We start from the raw sequence: 17,512 nt of genomic DNA, 5'->3' as shown, positions 1-17,512 counted from the left end.
AAGCGGCGCCATCAGGTCAGCTAGACTAAGTGCTTGAAATGAATGGCGCGAGAGACGGGACTCGAACCCGCGGCCCCCGCCGTGACAGGGCGGCCGAAAGTGTCACACTGACGTCTCTTGTGACACTGCTAAAACCGGGAACGTAAATCCGGCCTTGGCGTGAAACCCGTTTGCAATGTTGCGGGGTGGCGGGGTGGCGGTGTCCCAGAACGATAGTGTTCGCTCGTTGAAAACCGATATCCGGAAGCTGAAATTCGTGGTTCGCTCTTTGCCGAAAATATCGTTGTAATAGACCGTCCTCAATTTGCGTCAGCGGTCGCCGGGTTCGTCTGGCAGTTCCGATAGAAGTTCGAATAGTGCGGTATCGCCTTTGACCTGAGCCGTCTCCCTCGATGTCTCGTAGCCGCTGGCGATCTCATTTGCGCTGTCAAGCACAAGCCATCTCCACCGAGTTGGCTCGATAGATTCAACAGATACTTCAAGGAGACGGACCGTCATGTTTGGCCTTGTCAGAGTGTGACAGGTCGCCCCGCCGGGTTGGTGGTTAACACCTCGGACGGTCCATGGTCGGCCATTTTCGGTGCGATCGTTTTCGGTGTCATCTGGACTCGCCACTCAACTTCACGGCTTCCTGAGTTTAGCCGGCGACGGGTCGATCTCCGCGATCTTGCGAAGGCAATCTGCTTCGGAATCATGCGGGCCGGAAACGAAAGTGCCGCTGACCTTGGTCGAGTACCAGCCGGACGTGACGCCCAGCCGGAGCGACTCTTCGATTTTCACGTGGCGCGGCGAGAGATTTTGCATTGGGGTGCTTTCTTTTATGTTTGTTGAGATCGATCGGATTGTCATTCATGCGGTGCACCCGCATCGATGCGCTGCGCATCCGACAGAGCGATCGCACTGATTGAGAACATTTCGATCGAGGATTGGCGCGGCGGCGCGCCAGGCACCATGATCATGGTGGCGACGCGACGAAAGCTTGGAAACGACAGGCCTTCGATCATCTCTTCGTCCGTGACGATCTCGTAACCGCCAGGCGGCAGCAAGCGATCGATGCCCTTGATCCGGAAGGAGTGCTTGAAATGAACTGTTTCCCGTCGCGTACGCGTCGTCATAGACCGGCGCTTCTGCGCTTGGACACGTCAACATGTTCGGACATCTAGCGACCCTGCGCGCTTTTCCGTCAATTAGCTATTGTTTTCTCGGGGAATGCGCGCATTTGATCCGACATGGCGGCCAACGTGGCGCAACGCCTTGTATTCCGCGGCTTCGTAGCCATTTCGAGGGTGGATTTCAGGGAAAGTATTTCGAATGAAGCTGCGTGTGGGATTCGAAATGCACTACGAATTTCCGCAACCGGTACCCATGATCATGGTGTTGGGGACGCACTTCACCCGCGCGTCCGACATCATTATCCCGGATCATCTCACCACCAGCCCTTCGGTGCCGATCACGCCGTACCGTGACATGTTCGGCAACTGGTGCAGCCGCATTGTCGCTCCCGCCGGCCACATGCGGCTGGCCGCCGATGGCGTCATCAACGACAGCGGCCTGCCAGATCCCGTGTTTGCATCGGCCGTTCAGCATCCGGTTGAAGATCTGCCGCCGGATACGCTGGTTTACCTGCTCGGCAGCCGCTACTGCGAGACCGATCGTCTGTCGGACATCGCCTGGAAGCTGTTCGAGAACACGCCGCCCGGCTGGTCGCGGGTGCAGGCGATTTGCGACTTCGTCCACCATCATATCGCGTTCGGCTATGAGCACGCCCGCGCCACCAAGACGGCATGGGAGGCTTATAGCGAAGGCAAAGGCGTATGCCGCGACTATGCCCACCTCGCGATCACGTTCTGCCGCTGCATGAACATCCCGGCGCGCTATTGCACGGGGTATCTCAGCGACATCGGGACACCACTGCCATGGGCGGCAGGTGATTTCGCCGGCTGGTTCGAAGCCTATCTCGCCGGGCGCTGGCACATGTTCGATCCGCGCAACAATGTGCCCCGAATTGGCCGCGTGCTGATCGCACAGGGGCGCGATGCCTCCGATGTCCCGATCACTCAGACCTTCGGGCCGAACACGCTGGTAAGCTTCAAGGTCTGGACTGACGAGGCGTTATGACCACAGATCATCTTCCGGCTTTAAGCTCAGACGAATTCGAGTCCCTGCGCGAGGTCGCCAAAGGCGATGCGCAGCGCGAAATACCCCAGTTACATTGGGAGCGCCTAGTCGGGCTGGGCTATGCGCTAAGACGGCTCGGTGAACTTGGCCTCACCGCATCCGGGGTTCGTCGCCTCACGGCCGGCAAATAGTCCTCCAAGCTTTTTGCAAGCCCGTGTCCGCTTTGGGTCCGATTCCGTTGAAGAAGTCCGTCCGCGACAGAGGCAGCCGCAAAATTGTAGCGCGAACCGACCACCGCGGCGTGCTTATCGGGCAATTCTTCGCCCTCATCGTCGGGCTCTATGTCTTCGTGGAAGACGTGAAAGTAATAGCGCGGCATGGATTTAGAAAAGCTACCGCTAGCTAGCTTTTGGTTCCTGAACTTTACTCAGGCGGTTGCAGGCCCGGCGATGCCAGCCAATCCGACATTTGGGCGGCGGCTTCATTCTGCCGTGCGCGTCGGATCAAGGCTTCACGCTCGACGCAGGGCGGCATATTCTTGGCCCGATCTCGCAGCTCTCCGGCTTCAATCGTTAGCCGCTCTTCCAATGAGAGATCGTGCTTCAGCCGGCGACGTTCCATGCACTTCCCCTTTTCGGTTCCAGTCTGGAACGGGGACTTAAGTTTCAGGTACACGCAAGGTTCCGTGAAAAGGTTCGCTTCAAGAACGGAGGCGGCCTTACGGCTGCACGGGCGCGTCGCAATCCGCGCAGTAGAACACTGGTCCAAACCTAGTCGGCACGACCTTGAAGCCGTCCGCGATAGCGTTGACCGTCGGTATCTCCGCGCGCGCCTCCTGCGTCAGGCTGACCATGCCAGTCTTACGACAAGTCGCACATCGGAGCGTTTCGGACCACTGCTCGTCCATACCCAACTAAATTAGAGACCGGCCGTTTAGGTTTCAATTCAGGCCACTGTCAAAATCAAACTAGGCCACCGGGGATAAAACAGGCAGTACTGAAGCGCACAAAGGACGTCCAAAAGTGCCACAGTCGCGCGCCTTGTGACACTTATAAGGTCCGGAACCCAAGCAGGTTACCCGGCTAGGATATTGAAATTTAGTGAGAATAAATGGCGCGAGAGACGGGACTCGAACCCGCGGCCTCCGCCGTGACAGGGCGGCGCTCTAACCAACTGAGCTACTCCCGCGGATGGCGATCACGAGGTTGATCCGCGCAGAACCGAGGGCATAAAGGCCTGCATCCGGTTAGTCAAGGAGGTTGCAAATGTCCTGATAGGGCAGGCATTTTTGCGACGCCGATGCAAATTGTGGCCTGTTTTCAGGCAAAACAGCGGTGTCAGCAAAGCCTCGAATCAAATAAGCCCTGATACGTCTGGGTTTCCTGACACCGGACCGGCGCTACCCCTATTATAACTCGTGGTTTAAGGACTCTTCCGGACGCAGTTTCCTAGCGCGAACGGGCTTGCCATTCGCGCGAAAGCACCCATCCAGCCATTCAACGAGGAAGGCCACACATGGCGAAGAAAGCAGCGACCCCGGCGACGATCACGCTGAAGCACCTGGCGGCGGCGATCGCCGAGGAGCAGGAATTGTCCAAGAAGCAGGCCGAGGCGATCCTGACCGACATGGTCGGCCGGATCACCAAGCACCTGAAGAAGGGCGAGCGTATCAGGATCGTCGGCCTCGGCATCCTTCAGGTCCGCAAGCGCGCAGCCCGCATGGGCCGCAACCCCGCCACCGGCGAGCAGATTCACATCAAGGCCAGCAAGAAGGTCGCCTTCCGCGCGTCCAAGGAACTCAAGGAAGCGGTCTGATCCGCCTTTCTTTATTGGACTGAGGCGCTTTATTGGACTGAGGCGCCATTCCGGCTCGCGACGCGGTCCCGGAGTGGCGCTTTTCTGTTATAGAGCCTCCTGATTTTCGTTTTGACGCGTTGTCTTCCCGCGAACCGGATTTACTTCGCTCGAAAACGCTACGCCTCCCACCTTGCGCGGTCTTCATGCTAGCACCGGCTCTCGACTTCAAGCACACCGTCACCGAGCGATTCCTGCGCTATGTCGTGATCGACACCCAGTCCGATCCCGAATCGCCGACCTGCCCCTCGACCGAGAAGCAGAAGAATCTCGGCCGCCTGCTGGTCGCCGAGTTGCAGGCGATGGGGGTATCCGATGCCCATCTCGACGCGCACGGCTATGTCTACGCGACGATCCCGGCCAGCACCGACAAGAAGGTGCCGGTGATTTGTTTCTGCTCGCACATGGACACCTCGCCCGACTGCACCGGCAAGGACGTCAAGCCGCACATCGTGAGCAACTATCGTGGCGGCGATATCGTGCTGCCGGCCGATCCTTCGCAGGTGATCCGCGCCGCCGAGCATGAGGCGCTGGCCGACCAGATCGGCAACGACATCATCACATCAGACGGCACCACCCTGCTGGGGGCCGACAACAAGGCCGGCCTCGCCGAGATCATGGATGCGGCGCACTTCCTGATCAACAATCCGCAGGTGAAGCACGGCACCATCAAGATCCTGTTCACGCCGGACGAGGAAATCGGCCGCGGCGTCGACAAGGTCGACATCAAGAAGCTCGGCGCCGATTTCGGCTACACCATGGACGGCGAGAGTGCCGGCCATATCGAGGACGAAACCTTCTCCGCCGACGGCGCCAGCATCGTTATCGAAGGCGTCGCCACCCATCCGGGCTTTGCCAAGGGCAAGATGGAGCACGCGATCAAGATCGCGGCTGCGATCGTCGACCGGCTTCCGAAGGACACCTGCTCGCCCGAGACCACCGAAGGCCGGGAAGGCTTTCTGCATCCGGTTGCGATCTCGGGCGCGCTGGAGACGGCGCGGATCGACCTCATCGTGCGCGACTTCACCGAGGACGGGTTGAAGCAGAAGGAAGCCCTGCTGGAAGCCATCGTGAAGGATGTCATGACCGCGTATCCGCGCTCGACCTGGCGCATGGAGGTCAAGCAGCAATACCGCAACATGAAGCAGGTGATCGACCGCCACCCCGAGATCGTCGCTTATGCGATCGAGGCGATCCAGCGCGCCGGCCTGACGCCGGTGAAGAGCTCGATCCGCGGCGGCACGGACGGTTCGCGGCTGTCGTTCATGGGCCTACCCTGCCCCAACATTTTTGCGGGCGAGCACGCCTTCCATTCGCGGCTGGAATGGGTGAGCCGGCAGGACATGGAAAGGGCGGTGCAGACCATCGTGCACCTGGCCATGATCTGGGAAGAACGGGCGTAAGTCCTCAGGCCCGCGCCGTCACGATCCAGATCGCAGCCGGCAGCCGCACGGAGTCGCCCTTCGCATACTGCGCCAGCGCTTCGCGCATCGAGCTGACCGCGGCATCGCGCACGTCGGCCGGGTGGCCCTCCAGCGCGCGGCTCGCCGGGCCGATTTCGAGCGCGCCCTGGATCGCGGCGTCGATGCCGCGACCAATCGCGATATCGAGCTCGAGCGCGCACGGCTCCATGGCGATGCCTGCAAATCCGGCCTCGCCCAGGATCCGCTTCACGCGCGCTTCCGATGCGAACGAAAACGGACCGGGATCCTCCGGGCCGAGTTGCGGCAGCTTCGGCACGTGCTTGTAGACCGCTTGCAGCGGCGCCATGAAAAACGGATTGACGCGCGGCTCCTGCCAGCAGGCGAAGGCGAGCCGTCCCGAAGACTTCAGCGCCTTGCGCAGATTGGCGAAGGAGACCGCCGGCTCGGCAAAGAACATCACGCCGAAGCGCGAGGCGAGCAGATCGAAACCTGCCGGATCGAACGGATAGACGGTGGCATCCGCCAGCGCATAGTCGACCGGCGCATCTTTCGGCGTGCTCTGCCGCGCCCGCTCCAGCATCGGCCCCGACACGTCGATGCCGAACAGGCGGCCCGACGGCCCGACTTTGTTCGCGAATGCCTTCGTCGAGGCGCCGCTGCCGCAGCCGACATCGAGAACATGCTCGCCGGCTTTCGGCTGCGCGCGATCGAGCAGTGCATCAAGCACGGGTTGCAGCACGATGTCCTGCACTGCCTGACGGTCGGCCCAGCGCTGGCCGCCCGGTCCGTTCCAATAGGCGATCTGGTCGGCGTTTCGCTCGTGGGCTTGCGCGGTGTCCATCGAAACTCTCTGCTAGTTTGTCGAGCGGCCGGAGTTTGTCGTGACGGTCTTGGCCTTGGATGACTTCATCGCAGGCTTGGCTGGCGTAGCAGCTTTCTTCGCTCCGTCATCGCCACGGGCGATCCCCCACGGATCGGCCTGCTTCTGGTCCGGCACATTGTTGAGCGAGCGCTGATAGGCGCGCGCGGCCTGCTTGTCGGCTTCCAGCTGGGCCGGCGTCTTCTCCGGATCCTCCTGGCGATACCCCTTAACGTGCTCTTCCTGCGCGAAGGCAGGACGGACGATCGAGGCAGACCCTGCGATCAGGGCAATGAAGAGGGCGACGACAATTTTGCGCATGGATCGAGTTCCCGGTTGTGCGCCGAACATATCATCGCGCCAACATCGACGCCAATCGGCACTACGTCGCGCAGGGAGGGCGATGGGGATTTGCATCGGTCCGCCTTCGCTCTTCGAACTTCGGCGAGACAGCCTTCGCCCTGTGAACGCGCATCTGTAGTGAAACCGCCGCGAAGGCTGGCCCAGCCGAAGCCCGCCGGGTGCAAAGGCTGGTAGGCGGCGACGGATTCGAACCGCCGACCCTCTCGGTGTAAACGAGATGCTCTAACCAGCTGAGCTAGCCGCCCTTACCTGCGCCTCTTTAGCCTCGCCGGCCCTGATGGCGCAAGGTCGCCTGCCTCAATCCATCACAACGGTCCTCTGCCATGCAGCCCGACCATTTGAGTCGATGCATGCTATTTCGGTATCCCAAGTATGCCTTGTTTGGGATACCAAATCGGGATATGTGGACGGGCCAAGATTGGATTTTCCGCTCCCGAGACCGCCATGTCGCAGATGCTTCAGATCCATGACCAACTCCGCGAGATGATCCTCTCGCTCGACCTCGGCCCCGGCGAGCGGCTGACGGAGCGATGGCTGGAGAGCCAGTTCGAGGGCTCGCGCACGCCGATCCGTGCGGCGTTGGTGCGGCTGGAGGGCGAAGAGCTGGTGCGTCGTGACGGCCGCAACTGGATCGTGGCGCCGATCGATCTCGGCGAGTTGGAGGCGCTCGCCGAGTTCCGCGTGGCGCTGGAGACGACTGCCGTGCGCCTGGCGTGCGCGCGGGCTGGTGAGGCCGACCTCGCCGGTATCGAAGGGATGCTGGATGCCTGCCAGTCAGGCGCGCCGCGCGAGGAATGGCACCGCGTCGGTTCCGATTTCCATGTCGAGATCGCGCGCCTCTCGGGCAACCCGTTCATCGTCAAGGCGCTCGAGGGCGCGATGACCCGACTGTCGCGGGCGCGCTGGCTCGAGGTGTGGACCGAGCCGTCGCGCGAGCAGGCCTGGCGCGAGCACCGGCGCATTCTCGGCTTCATCAGGAACAACGATCCGGATTCCGCGGCACGCGAAGCGGCCGACCACATCAGCGACACCCGCGATCGGCTGCTCCGCTCACTGAATGAGGATCGCCGGGGTTTGCGGGCGCGCGGCTTCGCCGTCATCGGACTGCGCTGACATGGACATGGACTTGGACACCGTGATCGACCGCGAAGCCGCCCTCGACGAAGGGCCCTGGAAGCGAAACCTGATCGTTTGCGTGTTCGGCTCCTTCACCACGATCGTGGGGATGACGCTGCTGCTGCCGTTCCTGCCGATCTATGTCGAGCAGCTCGGCGTCACCGACCATGCCGCGATCGTGCAGTGGTCGGGCGTCGCCTATGGCGCGACCTTCTTCACCGCCGCACTGACGGCGCCGCTATGGGGACGGCTCGCCGACCGCTACGGCCGCAAGCTGATGCTGATCCGCGCCAGCCTCGGCATGGCAGTTGCGATGTCGCTGATCGGCATGGCGCATAGTGTCTATGAACTGGTCGGGCTCCGGCTGTTGACCGGCCTGCTCGGCGGCTACGCCTCAGGCTCGACCGTGCTGGTTGCCTCCCAGACTCCGAAGGCCCGCTCCGGCTGGGCGATCGGCGTGCTGTCCGCCGGCATCATGGCCGGCAGCCTGGTTGGTCCGCTGATCGGCGGCATCCTGCCGCCCCTGATCGGCATCCGCTCGACCTTTTTCCTGTCCGGCGGCATCATCTTCCTCACCTTCCTCGGCACGACTTTCCTGATCCGCGAGGGGACCCGGCCGCAAGGCGCGCGCGGCAGCAAATCGCGCGGCGGCTGGGCGCTGGTTCCCGACAAGCGCCCGGTGGCCGCGATGTGGGTGACCGGCCTGCTGCTGATGATCGCCAATATGTCGATCGAGCCGATCATCACGGTCTATGTCGCCCAGCTGGTCGACGCACCACAGGTCACGTTCGTGGCCGGTCTCGTGATGTCGGCGGCGGCGTTCGGCAGTCTGCTGTCCTCGTCTCACCTCGGCAAGCTCGCCGATCGCGTCGGCCACTGGCGGATCATCATCGTCTGCCTTGCGGTCTCAGCAGTGCTGTTGATCCCGCAGGCGTTCGTGACGAGTGGCTGGCAACTCATCCTGCTCCGCTTCCTGATGGGCCTGGCGCTGGGCGGCTTGCTGCCGTGCATCGCCAGCGTCATCCGCCACAACGTGCCGGATGCCGTCACCGGCCGCATGCTTGGTTACTCGGTATCCGCGCAATACGCAGGTCAGGTGATCGGTCCTCTCACGGGAGGATTTATCGGCGGCCATATCGGCATGCGCGCCGTCTTCCTGGGGACGAGCGTCCTGATGGCCGCGGGCGCGATCGCCAATTTCGTCATCGAGAAAAGACAAACGGCGCCCGAAGGCGCCGTTTGATCACTTTCGACTTGTGTTTGCTCAGTGCGCCGTCAGGCCGCCTGCCGCTTCATCCGAAGCGTCGGGCTTGACGTCGACCTTGGTGTCCTCTTCCCAGACGATCGGCGTCGGTGGGCGAACCAGCGCCTTCGCGACGACCGCATCCAGCCGCGAGACCGGGATGATCTCCATGCCGCCCTTGATCGCATCGGAAATCTCCGTGAGATCCTTGGCGTTGTCCTCGGGGATCAGCACCGTCTTGATGCCGCCGCGCGCGGCAGCCAGCAGCTTCTCCTTGAGGCCACCGATCGGCAGCACGCGGCCGCGCAGCGTGATCTCGCCGGTCATCGCGAGATCATGGCGAACCGGAATGCCGGTCATGACCGAGATGATCGCGGTGGCCATCGCGACGCCCGCCGACGGACCGTCCTTCGGGGTTGCGCCTTCAGGCACGTGAACGTGGATGTCGCGGCGATCGAACAGCGGCGGCTCGATGCCATAGACGATCGCACGCGAGCGGACGTAGGACGCCGCCGCCGAGATCGACTCCTTCATCACGTCACGCAGATTGCCCGTGACCGTCATCTTGCCCTTGCCGGGCATCATGACGCCTTCGATCGTGAGCAACTCGCCGCCGACATCGGTCCAGGCCAGGCCCGTCACGATACCGACCTGGTCCTCATCATCGATCTCGCCATAGCGGTACTTCGGAACACCGAGGAACTCCTCGATGTTCTTCTCGGTGACCTTGACCGACTTCTTCTTGGAGATCATCAGCTCCTTCACCGCCTTGCGGGCCAGTGTGGAGAGCTCACGCTCCAGGTTACGCACGCCCGCTTCGCGGGTGTAGCGGCGGATCATCAACAGCAGCGCATCGTCGTCGATCGACCATTCCTTGGAGTCGAGGCCGTGCTTGGCGATCGCGCTCGGGATCAAATGCTTGCGCGCGATCTCGACCTTCTCGTTCTCGGTGTAGCCGGCGATCCGGATGATCTCCATGCGGTCCATCAGCGGGCCCGGAATATTCAGCGTATTCGCGGTCGTGATGAACATCACGTTGGACAGGTCGTAGTCGACCTCCAGATAGTGGTCGTTGAAGGTCGAGTTCTGTTCGGGGTCCAGCACCTCAAGCAGCGCCGATGACGGATCGCCGCGGAAATCGGCGCCCATCTTGTCGATCTCGTCCAGCAGGAACAGCGGATTCGAGGTCTTCGCCTTGCGCATCGACTGGATGATCTTGCCGGGCATCGAGCCGATATAGGTGCGGCGATGACCGCGGATCTCTGCTTCGTCACGCACGCCGCCGAGCGAGACGCGCACGAACTCGCGGCCCGTCGCCTTCGCGATCGACTTGCCGAGTGAGGTCTTGCCGACGCCGGGAGGCCCGACCAGGCAGAGGATCGGTCCGGTCAGCTTGTTGGCGCGCGACTGCACCGCGAGATATTCGACGATGCGGTCCTTGACCTTCTCGAGCCCGTAATGATCGTTGTCCAGCACCGCCTGCGCGGCCTCGAGGTCCTTCTTGACCTTGGACTTCTTGCTCCACGGGATCGACAGCAGCCAATCCAGATAGTTGCGCACGACGGTCGCTTCCGCGGACATCGGCGACATCTGGCGCAGCTTCTTCAATTCGTGCTGCGCCTTCTCGCGTGCTTCCTTGGACAGCTTGGTCTTGGAGATCTTCTCCTCCAGATCGGCCAGTTCGTCGCGACCTTCGTCGTCGCCGAGCTCCTTCTGGATCGCCTTCATCTGCTCGTTCAGGTAATATTCGCGCTGGGTCTTCTCCATCTGGCGCTTGACGCGCGAGCGGATGCGCTTCTCGACCTGCAGCACCGAGATCTCGCTCTCCATCAGGCCGAGCACCTTCTCCAGGCGCTGCGTGACGGACAACGTCTCCAGGATGGCTTGCCGATCGGCGATCTTGACCGCGAGATGCGAGGCCACGGTATCGCCGAGCTTGGCGAAATCAGTGATCGCCTGAACCACGCCGACGACTTCGGCGGAGATCTTCTTGTTCAGCTTCACATAGCTCTCGAAGTCGGACACGACCGAGCGCCCCAGCGCCTCGGCCTCGACTGAGCTGCCGTCGGTGTCGGCAAGCGCGACCGCGGTTGCCTCGTAATATTCGGCGCGATCGGAATATTTCTCGACGCGCGCGCGCTCGAGCCCTTCGACCAGCACCTTCACGGTACCGTCGGGAAGCTTCAAGAGCTGCAGCACGCTGGCAAGCGTGCCGGTCTCGTAAATCGAATCGGGTGCCGGATCATCGTCGGACGCGTTCTTCTGCGTCGCGAGCATGATCAGCGCGTCGTTCTTCATCACTTCTTCGAGCGCGCGGATCGATTTCTCGCGGCCGACGAACAGCGGCACAATCATATGCGGGAAGACGACGATGTCGCGGAGCGGCAGCACCGGGTAGGAGTGGCTCTCGCCGTGAACGATCGTTGGCCGGGGTTTTGAAGTCGTCATGGCCTATTCCTTTTGTTGTGCCCCCTTGCACGCAGCCCGCCTGCTCGCGCAACCGCCACAAGGTGCCTTGATGATGTGGAATCAGAAAGCTGTCAGCAGCCACTTTTCCCGCATCGTGAAGCGACGAATCTCAACGCATGAGGACCGCCGCCGACAGCATTAGGTGGCTATCGGATATAGGGGTGTCAAGTACGGAGAAAGGCCGGAAAATTCAGGCTAAACAGGAAGTTGCTGCTGTGCCAAAGCGGCCGCCGGAACGACCGGCAGCCGTGCGTTTTTGGCAGATCGAGACGAGCGCGTTTTACGCGCTCGCGCTGCTCTCGACGGCGCGGTCGGAACGATCCGCGTAGATGTAGAGCGGACGTGCCGTTCCCTCGACCACTTCGCGCGAGATCACGACTTCCTCGACGCCTTCGAGGCCCGGAAGGTCGAACATGGTCTCGAGCAGGATGCTCTCCAGGATCGATCGCAGACCGCGCGCGCCTGTCTTGCGCTCGATCGCCCTGCGGGCAACCGCACCAAGCGCCTCGTCGGCGAAGGTCAGCTCGATATTCTCCATCTCGAACAGCCGCTGGTACTGCTTCACCAGCGCGTTCTTCGGATCGGTCAGGATCTTCTTGAGCGAGACCTCGTCGAGGTCTTCCAGGGTCGCCACCACAGGCAGACGGCCGACGAATTCCGGGATCAGGCCGTACTTCAGCAGATCCTCGGGCTCAACGTGACGGAAGATCTCGCCGGTGCGGCGATCCTCAGGCGCGAGCACCTGCGCCGCGAAACCGATCGAGGTCGAACGTCCGCGCGCGGAGATGATCTTCTCCAACCCGGAGAAGGCGCCGCCGCAGATGAACAGGATGTTGGTGGTATCCACCTGCAGGAATTCCTGCTGCGGATGCTTGCGGCCGCCCTGCGGCGGGACCGAGGCCACGGTGCCTTCCATGATCTTCAACAGCGCCTGCTGGACGCCCTCGCCCGACACGTCGCGGGTGATCGAGGGATTGTCCGACTTGCGGCTGATCTTGTCGATTTCGTCGATATAGACGATGCCGCGCTGCGCGCGCTCGACATTGTAGTCGGCGGCCTGCAGCAGCTTCAGGATGATGTTCTCGACGTCCTCGCCGACGTAGCCGGCCTCGGTGAGCGTCGTCGCATCGGCCATGGTAAAGGGAACGTCAAGGATGCGGGCCAGCGTCTGGGCGAGCAGCGTCTTGCCCGAACCGGTCGGACCGATCAGCAGGATGTTGGACTTCGCCAGCTCGACGTCGTTGTGCTTGGTCTGGTGGTTGAGCCGCTTGTAGTGATTGTGGACAGCGACCGACAGCACCTTCTTGGCGTGGCTCTGGCCGATCACGTAATCGTCCAGCACCTTGCAGATTTCCTTCGGCGTCGGGATGCCGTCGCGCGACTTGACCAGCGAGGACTTGTTCTCCTCGCGGATGATGTCCATGCAGAGTTCAACGCATTCGTCGCAGATGAAGACGGTCGGTCCTGCAATCAGCTTGCGGACTTCATGCTGGCTCTTGCCGCAGAACGAGCAATATAGCGTGTTCTTGGAGTCGCTCGTGCCGACCTTACTCATTCATTATCTCCGTCCGCCGTTCGATCTCGTTTGCCAGATCGCCCCGTTCCGGCACAAGACCGGGCTAAAGGGTAGATAGAGCAAATTTCGTACCAAAAAAGACCCTACGCAATACTCACCATGCGAATCACGGTGGTTTCGAATCTCCGCGATCATAGCCGATGCATCACAGCCAACCATGCTGGCACCCGACTATCAAGAATTCGCTAATCGGGCGGCCTGCTCAAGACCGTGACAATACCGTGATTTCCAGCATTCGCACGTGGAATACGCGTCGAAATCCACGAATCGTTGCGAGATTACCACTCCGCCCCGGTGAGCACGAAAGAGGAACTTTCCGCCCGTGCGCGGGCATAGGCGGTTGCCGCCTGCGCCCTGCTTGCCGGTTATGTGAGGCGTCAATGTGGAGATCACACCGACGCCATGGGATCGCCCCGTTGATTACGCGGCCTTTGCCGACGACGGGTCTTCCGGACGCTTGTCGATGACCTTGTCGACGAGGCCGAATGTCTTCGCATCGTCGGCGGTGAGGAACTTGTCGCGCTCGAGCGCGTCCTCGATCGCCTTGTAGGTCTGGCCGGTGTGCTTCACATAGATCTCGTTGAGGCGCTTCTTGAGATTCAGGATCTCCTGCGCGTGCAGCATGATGTCGGTGGCCTGGCCCTGGAAGCCGCCGGACGGCTGATGCACCATGATGCGCGAGTTCGGCAGCGAGAAGCGCATGTCCTTATGGCCGGCCGCCAGCAGCAGCGAACCCATTGAAGCCGCCTGCCCCGTGCACAGCGTCGACACCGGCGGGCGAATGAACTGCATCGTGTCGTAGATCGCAAGGCCCGACGTCACCACGCCGCCCGGCGAGTTGATGTACATCGAGATTTCCTTCTTCGGATTCTCGGCCTCGAGGAACAGCAGCTGCGCCACGGTCAGCGTCGACATGCCGTCTTCCACCGGACCGGTGACGAAGATGATGCGCTCTTTCAGCAGGCGCGAGAAAATGTCGTAGGCGCGTTCACCGCGATTGGTCTGCTCGACGACCATCGGTACGAGGTTCATGTAGGTTTCAACGGGATCGCGCATTGGGACAACCCAGAGGTTAGAGGGTTCGTTAGGGGTGATGCAGAATGGGACTCAGCGTCAATCCAGATATAGACCAATTTCCGGCCGACAAGGCCGGTATCGGCCTAGCCATCTGGGCAGGTCGAGGTTCAAGGCGAAATTCAAGGCGAAGTTCAAACCGATTTGCTCAAACGCGGCCAGCCGAGGCAGGCCTCGCTGACCACGCTTTCGCGGTTCATCATTAACGCGAGGTGCCGCAATCAAGCGGCAGTTTTCTCTGCGTCTTCATCCCTAAACAGCTCATCCTTGGTGACCTTCTTCTCGGTCACCTGGGCGAGCTCCAGGATGAAGTCGACCACCTTGTCCTCGTAGATCGGGGCACGAAGCTGGGCCAACGCCTGGGCGTTGCTGCGGTAATAGTCCCAGACTTCCTTCTCGCGGCCGGGCACCTGGCGGGCGCGTTCGATCACGGCGCGGCCGACCTCGTCCTCGGTCACGGTAATCTTGTTCTTCTCGCCGATCTCCGACAGCACGAGGCCGAGGCGGACCCGGCGATCGGCGATCTTCTGGTACTCTTCCTTGGCGGCCTCTTCGGTAGTGTTCTCGTCGGCGAAAGTCTTGTTCGAGGATTCCATCTCGGACTTGATCGAGTTCCACATCAGGTTGAACTCTTCGGCGACCAGCGACTGCGGAGCCTCGAACTTGTGGCTCTCGTCGAGCTTGTCGAGCAGCGCGCGCTTGACGCGCTGGCGGGTGGCGCCGGCGAATTCGGACGACAGCCGCTCGCGCGCGGCTTCCTTCAGCTTGTCGAGCGATTCCAGGCCGAGCGATTTGGCGAAGTCGTCGTCGATCGTGGTTTCACCGGGCACTTCGATCAGGCTTGCGGTGGTTTCGAACTCGGCCGGCTGGCCGGCGAGCTTGTCATTGAGATAGTTCTTCGGGAAGCCGACCTTCAGCGTCTTTGTCTCGCCTGTGCCAATACCGATCAGCTCGTCTTCAAAACCGGGGATGAACTGTCCGGTGCCGATCACCACCTGGATGTTCTCGCCCGTGCCGCCCTCGAACGGCTCACCGTTGATCGTGCCCTTGAAGCTGATGGTGACGCGGTCACCCTTCTCCGCCTTGGCGCCCTCGGCCTTGGCACTGTACGGGCGGCTGCCCTCGGCGATGCGCTTGATGGCGTCGTCGACGTCGGCGTCGGAGACATCGACCACCGGCTTCTCGACTGAGAAGGTCTTGAAATCGGCGAGCTGGATCTGCGGCACGATTTCGATCGCGACCGTATAGGTCAGGTCGGTCTTGCCGGACAGCAGCTCCTCGACCTCCTTCTCCTCGGTCGGCATCGTGATCTTCGGCTCGCCGGCGAGGCGGAAGCCGCGGTCAGTGAAAATCTGTGTGTTGGTGTCGCGGATGGTCTGATCGATGGTCTCGGCCATGACCGAGCGACCGTAGATCTTCTTCAGATGCGCCACCGGGACCTTGCCGGGACGGAAGCCGTTGAGACGGACCTTGTCCTTGAGGTCGACCAGCTTGGCGCCCGCCTTGGCATCGAGATCGGATGCGGGGACGTTGATCTTGAACTCGTGCTTCAATCCCTCGTTGAGGGTCTCGGTGACCTGCATATCAATCTTCTTCCGCTTTCGCCGGCGGCCGCACGGCCGTGGCAGTGTTCAATCAAGTCGACGCACGGCCAAACAGGCTGGCGCCGGTGGTTCGGCGAACCCGCGGCCCGTTGAGGGCTCAAGGTTCGCCAAGGAATTGTCATGCAAACGCGGTAAGCGCTTGGTGCGGGCGGAGGGACTCGAACCCCCACAACTTTCGTCACTGGAACCTAAATCCAGCGCGTCTACCAGTTCCGCCACGCCCGCGTGAAAAGCATCCAAATCCGGCCGCGGTGCCTGAGCATGATTGCCGAAAAGTGCTCTGCGGTTTTTCGGGCGGCCAATCATGCTCCAACCTAATGGAATCGATCACGTTTATGGTTTGGCCGCCCCCGCGGCCAAACCATAAACGTGATCGTTGCGGCGGGCTTATAACATGGGCCCACCGGTTCGCAGCAAAAAAATGGCCGGTTTTGCATACCGCCTGCGACCCTTGGCAGGTGGACAGATCAACCGGAAAATGGTCCGCATCGGTCCGATGGCAAGTCCCGAATTTCCCTTCACCCGGCGCGAACTGATGACCGTTCTCGGCGCCGCGGCGCTCGGCCCCGCTCTGCCTGCCGCAGGTAGGGCCCAAGGCCGCACTGCCGTGGCGCTGCAGGCCAAAGCAGAACGTATCTCGCTTCGATCAAGTGGACCGGAGACGCCGGTCTGGTCGCTTGGCAGCGGAGAACTCCGTTTCAAGCGCGGCGAAACCCTCGATGTGACCTTCGGCAGCGAGCTGCCGGTGCCGGCCGCGCTCAGTTTCGAGGGGCTCGATGGCGGACCGGCCGCGGAGCCGCTGATCTCCCGGACCCCGATCTCCGCGGGCGCCAAGGATAGCTTCCAGCTCCCGCTTCGACATGCCGGGACCCTCTTCTGCGACGCGAGCCTGCTTGGCGATGGCAGCGACCGGCCGGTCCGGCCGCGCGCCATCGTGGTGACGGGCGCCTCGCCGATCGCGGTGGATAGGGACGAGGTCCTGCTGATCGAGGAGTGGCGCCTGCGCGCCGATGGGACGGCGATAGCGCCTGGAATCGATCCGACAGATACGACGCCAATTCATACGCTTAATGGGAAAACCTCATTCGATATCTCTGCCCCGGCCAATGCCCGCCTCAGACTCCGCTTCATCAACGCCAGCCCGCGCAATGTGCTGGCGGTCAAGCTGGAGAACATCGAGGTCAGGGTAATGGCGATCGACGGCCAGCCGGCCGAGCCGTTCCCGGCCCGTAACGGTGCCTTGGTACTCGCGCCGGGAAGCCGGACCGATGTCTTTATTGATGCGGTGGGCGCACCGGGAACCAGCTTCCCGATCCTCCTGCACGACGGCAAGCAGGCCCGGCCGATCGGCAAGCTGACCGTCTCTGCCGCGCCGCCGGTCCGATCCGCGCCGTTTCCGCCCGCCCCGCCACTCCCGGCTAACGACCTGCCCGCCCAGATCGACCTCAAGAACGCAGAACGAATAGACCTCGCCCTCGGCACTCCGGCCGATTGGATCCGGCCCGCCGATTTCAAGCCGTCCATCCCGCCGGCGTTTCAGGCCCGGGCTGGCCGGCCGGTCGTGCTGGCGCTGACCAACCGCGCTTCGATTGCCACCGTGTTCCACCTGCACGGCCATCACTTCCGCCTGCTCGACCGGCTCGACGACGGCTGGAAGCCGTTCTGGCTCGATACGCTGGCGATCGAGCCCGGCCAGACCCAGCGCATCGCCTTCCTCGCCGAATATCCAGGGCGTTATCTGATCGAGGCGGTCGCGACCGATTGGGCAGCGCCGCGGCTCGTCCGATGGTACGGTGTCCAATAAGAACACGG

General features: G+C 62.1%; 15 protein-coding genes and 3 tRNA genes. 6 read left to right on the top strand and 12 right to left on the bottom strand.

The genetic code is table 11. From position 1 onward, the window contains the following. Nucleotides 1-621: 621 nt before the first annotated feature. Nucleotides 622-849 (bottom strand): hypothetical protein, encoded by a 228-nt coding sequence (locus ACP2YO_RS22840; protein WP_426442815.1) that lies wholly within the window; start codon nt 847-849, stop codon nt 622-624. Continuing rightward, complete coding sequence (locus tag ACP2YO_RS22835; RefSeq protein WP_426442814.1) at nt 846-1,115, bottom strand: hypothetical protein; 270 nt, start codon at nt 1,113-1,115, stop codon at nt 846-848. Before ACP2YO_RS22835 ends, ACP2YO_RS22840 begins: the two co-directional genes overlap by 4 nt. 196 nt (nt 1,116-1,311) lie before the next feature. On the opposite strand from ACP2YO_RS22835, the gene ACP2YO_RS22830 reads away from it, so the two are divergent. Beyond that, the gene (locus tag ACP2YO_RS22830; RefSeq protein ID WP_426442813.1) at nt 1,312-2,118 is read left to right on the top strand and encodes a transglutaminase-like domain-containing protein; all 807 of its coding nucleotides are present in this window, start codon (nt 1,312-1,314) and stop codon (nt 2,116-2,118) included. Between the two features lie 118 nt (nt 2,119-2,236). On the opposite strand, the gene ACP2YO_RS22825 is transcribed toward ACP2YO_RS22830, so the two are convergent. Both ACP2YO_RS22825 and ACP2YO_RS22820 read right to left on the bottom strand, forming a co-directional pair. Continuing rightward, complete coding sequence (locus ACP2YO_RS22825; RefSeq protein WP_426442812.1) at nt 2,237-2,497, bottom strand: DUF6894 family protein; 261 nt, start codon at nt 2,495-2,497, stop codon at nt 2,237-2,239. A gap of 732 nt (nt 2,498-3,229) precedes the next feature. After that, nucleotides 3,230-3,306 (bottom strand) — tRNA-Asp (locus tag ACP2YO_RS22820). A 327-nt stretch (nt 3,307-3,633) separates the two neighbouring features. Between ACP2YO_RS22820 and ACP2YO_RS22815 the strand changes: the two genes are divergently transcribed. Both ACP2YO_RS22815 and pepT read left to right on the top strand, forming a co-directional pair. After that, complete coding sequence (locus tag ACP2YO_RS22815) at nt 3,634-3,933, top strand: HU family DNA-binding protein (RefSeq protein ID WP_426442811.1); 300 nt, start codon at nt 3,634-3,636, stop codon at nt 3,931-3,933. A 185-nt stretch (nt 3,934-4,118) separates the two neighbouring features. Further along, entirely contained in the window at nt 4,119-5,375 is a 1,257-nt protein-coding gene (gene pepT / locus ACP2YO_RS22810; protein WP_426442810.1) for a peptidase T, read from the top strand. 4 nt (nt 5,376-5,379) lie between these two features. On the opposite strand, the gene ACP2YO_RS22805 is transcribed toward pepT, so the two are convergent. The 3 genes from ACP2YO_RS22805 to ACP2YO_RS22795 all read right to left on the bottom strand — a co-directional run bounded on the left by ACP2YO_RS22805 (nt 5,380) and on the right by ACP2YO_RS22795 (nt 6,863). Then, nucleotides 5,380-6,237 (bottom strand): class I SAM-dependent methyltransferase, encoded by an 858-nt coding sequence (locus tag ACP2YO_RS22805; RefSeq protein WP_426442809.1) that lies wholly within the window; start codon nt 6,235-6,237, stop codon nt 5,380-5,382. Nucleotides 6,238-6,249: 12 nt separating this feature from the next. Next, nucleotides 6,250-6,576 carry a hypothetical protein gene (locus ACP2YO_RS22800; RefSeq protein WP_426442808.1) on the bottom strand — a complete coding sequence of 109 codons (327 nt, stop codon included), beginning with the start codon at nt 6,574-6,576 and terminating at the stop codon, nt 6,250-6,252. A 210-nt stretch (nt 6,577-6,786) separates the two neighbouring features. After that, a tRNA-Val gene (locus tag ACP2YO_RS22795) sits at nt 6,787-6,863 on the bottom strand. 199 nt (nt 6,864-7,062) lie between these two features. Between ACP2YO_RS22795 and ACP2YO_RS22790 the strand changes: the two genes are divergently transcribed. Together ACP2YO_RS22790 and ACP2YO_RS22785 are read left to right on the top strand one after the other, a co-directional pair. Then, nucleotides 7,063-7,731: a GntR family transcriptional regulator gene (locus ACP2YO_RS22790; RefSeq protein WP_426442807.1), complete on the top strand. Its 669-nt coding sequence runs from the start codon at nt 7,063-7,065 to the stop codon at nt 7,729-7,731. A gap of 1 nt (nt 7,732) precedes the next feature. Further along, entirely contained in the window at nt 7,733-8,977 is a 1,245-nt protein-coding gene (locus ACP2YO_RS22785) for an MFS transporter (RefSeq protein ID WP_426442806.1), read from the top strand. 21 nt (nt 8,978-8,998) lie between these two features. Here ACP2YO_RS22785 and lon read toward each other — a convergent pair whose 3' ends face one another. From lon to ACP2YO_RS22760, 5 genes are all read right to left on the bottom strand, one after another. Further along, nucleotides 8,999-11,425 carry an endopeptidase La gene (lon, locus tag ACP2YO_RS22780; protein ID WP_426442805.1) on the bottom strand — a complete coding sequence of 809 codons (2,427 nt, stop codon included), beginning with the start codon at nt 11,423-11,425 and terminating at the stop codon, nt 8,999-9,001. Nucleotides 11,426-11,726: 301 nt separating this feature from the next. Then, entirely contained in the window at nt 11,727-13,001 is a 1,275-nt protein-coding gene (gene clpX, locus ACP2YO_RS22775; protein ID WP_426442804.1) for an ATP-dependent Clp protease ATP-binding subunit ClpX, read from the bottom strand. A 441-nt stretch (nt 13,002-13,442) separates the two neighbouring features. Next, on the bottom strand, nt 13,443-14,078 hold the full coding sequence (locus ACP2YO_RS22770; RefSeq protein ID WP_426442803.1) for an ATP-dependent Clp protease proteolytic subunit: 636 nt from the start codon (nt 14,076-14,078) through the stop codon (nt 13,443-13,445). 239 nt (nt 14,079-14,317) lie between these two features. Then, nucleotides 14,318-15,679, bottom strand: coding sequence for a trigger factor (tig, locus tag ACP2YO_RS22765; protein ID WP_426442802.1), 1,362 nt, complete (start codon nt 15,677-15,679; stop codon nt 14,318-14,320). A 161-nt stretch (nt 15,680-15,840) separates the two neighbouring features. Further along, nucleotides 15,841-15,925: transfer RNA gene (locus ACP2YO_RS22760), tRNA-Leu, on the bottom strand. Nucleotides 15,926-16,178: 253 nt separating this feature from the next. Between ACP2YO_RS22760 and ACP2YO_RS22755 the strand changes: the two genes are divergently transcribed. Then, a complete protein-coding gene (locus tag ACP2YO_RS22755; protein ID WP_426442801.1) occupies nt 16,179-17,504 on the top strand; it encodes a multicopper oxidase family protein in 1,326 nt (441 codons plus the stop codon). Nucleotides 17,505-17,512 lie beyond the last annotated feature (8 nt).

The organism is Bradyrhizobium genosp. P, from assembly GCF_049949265.1.
In the GTDB taxonomy this organism is placed as follows: Bacteria; Pseudomonadota; Alphaproteobacteria; order Rhizobiales; family Xanthobacteraceae; genus Bradyrhizobium.
Note: the sequence above shows the minus strand (reverse complement) of the source record. Positions and strands in the feature narration are given on the sequence as shown.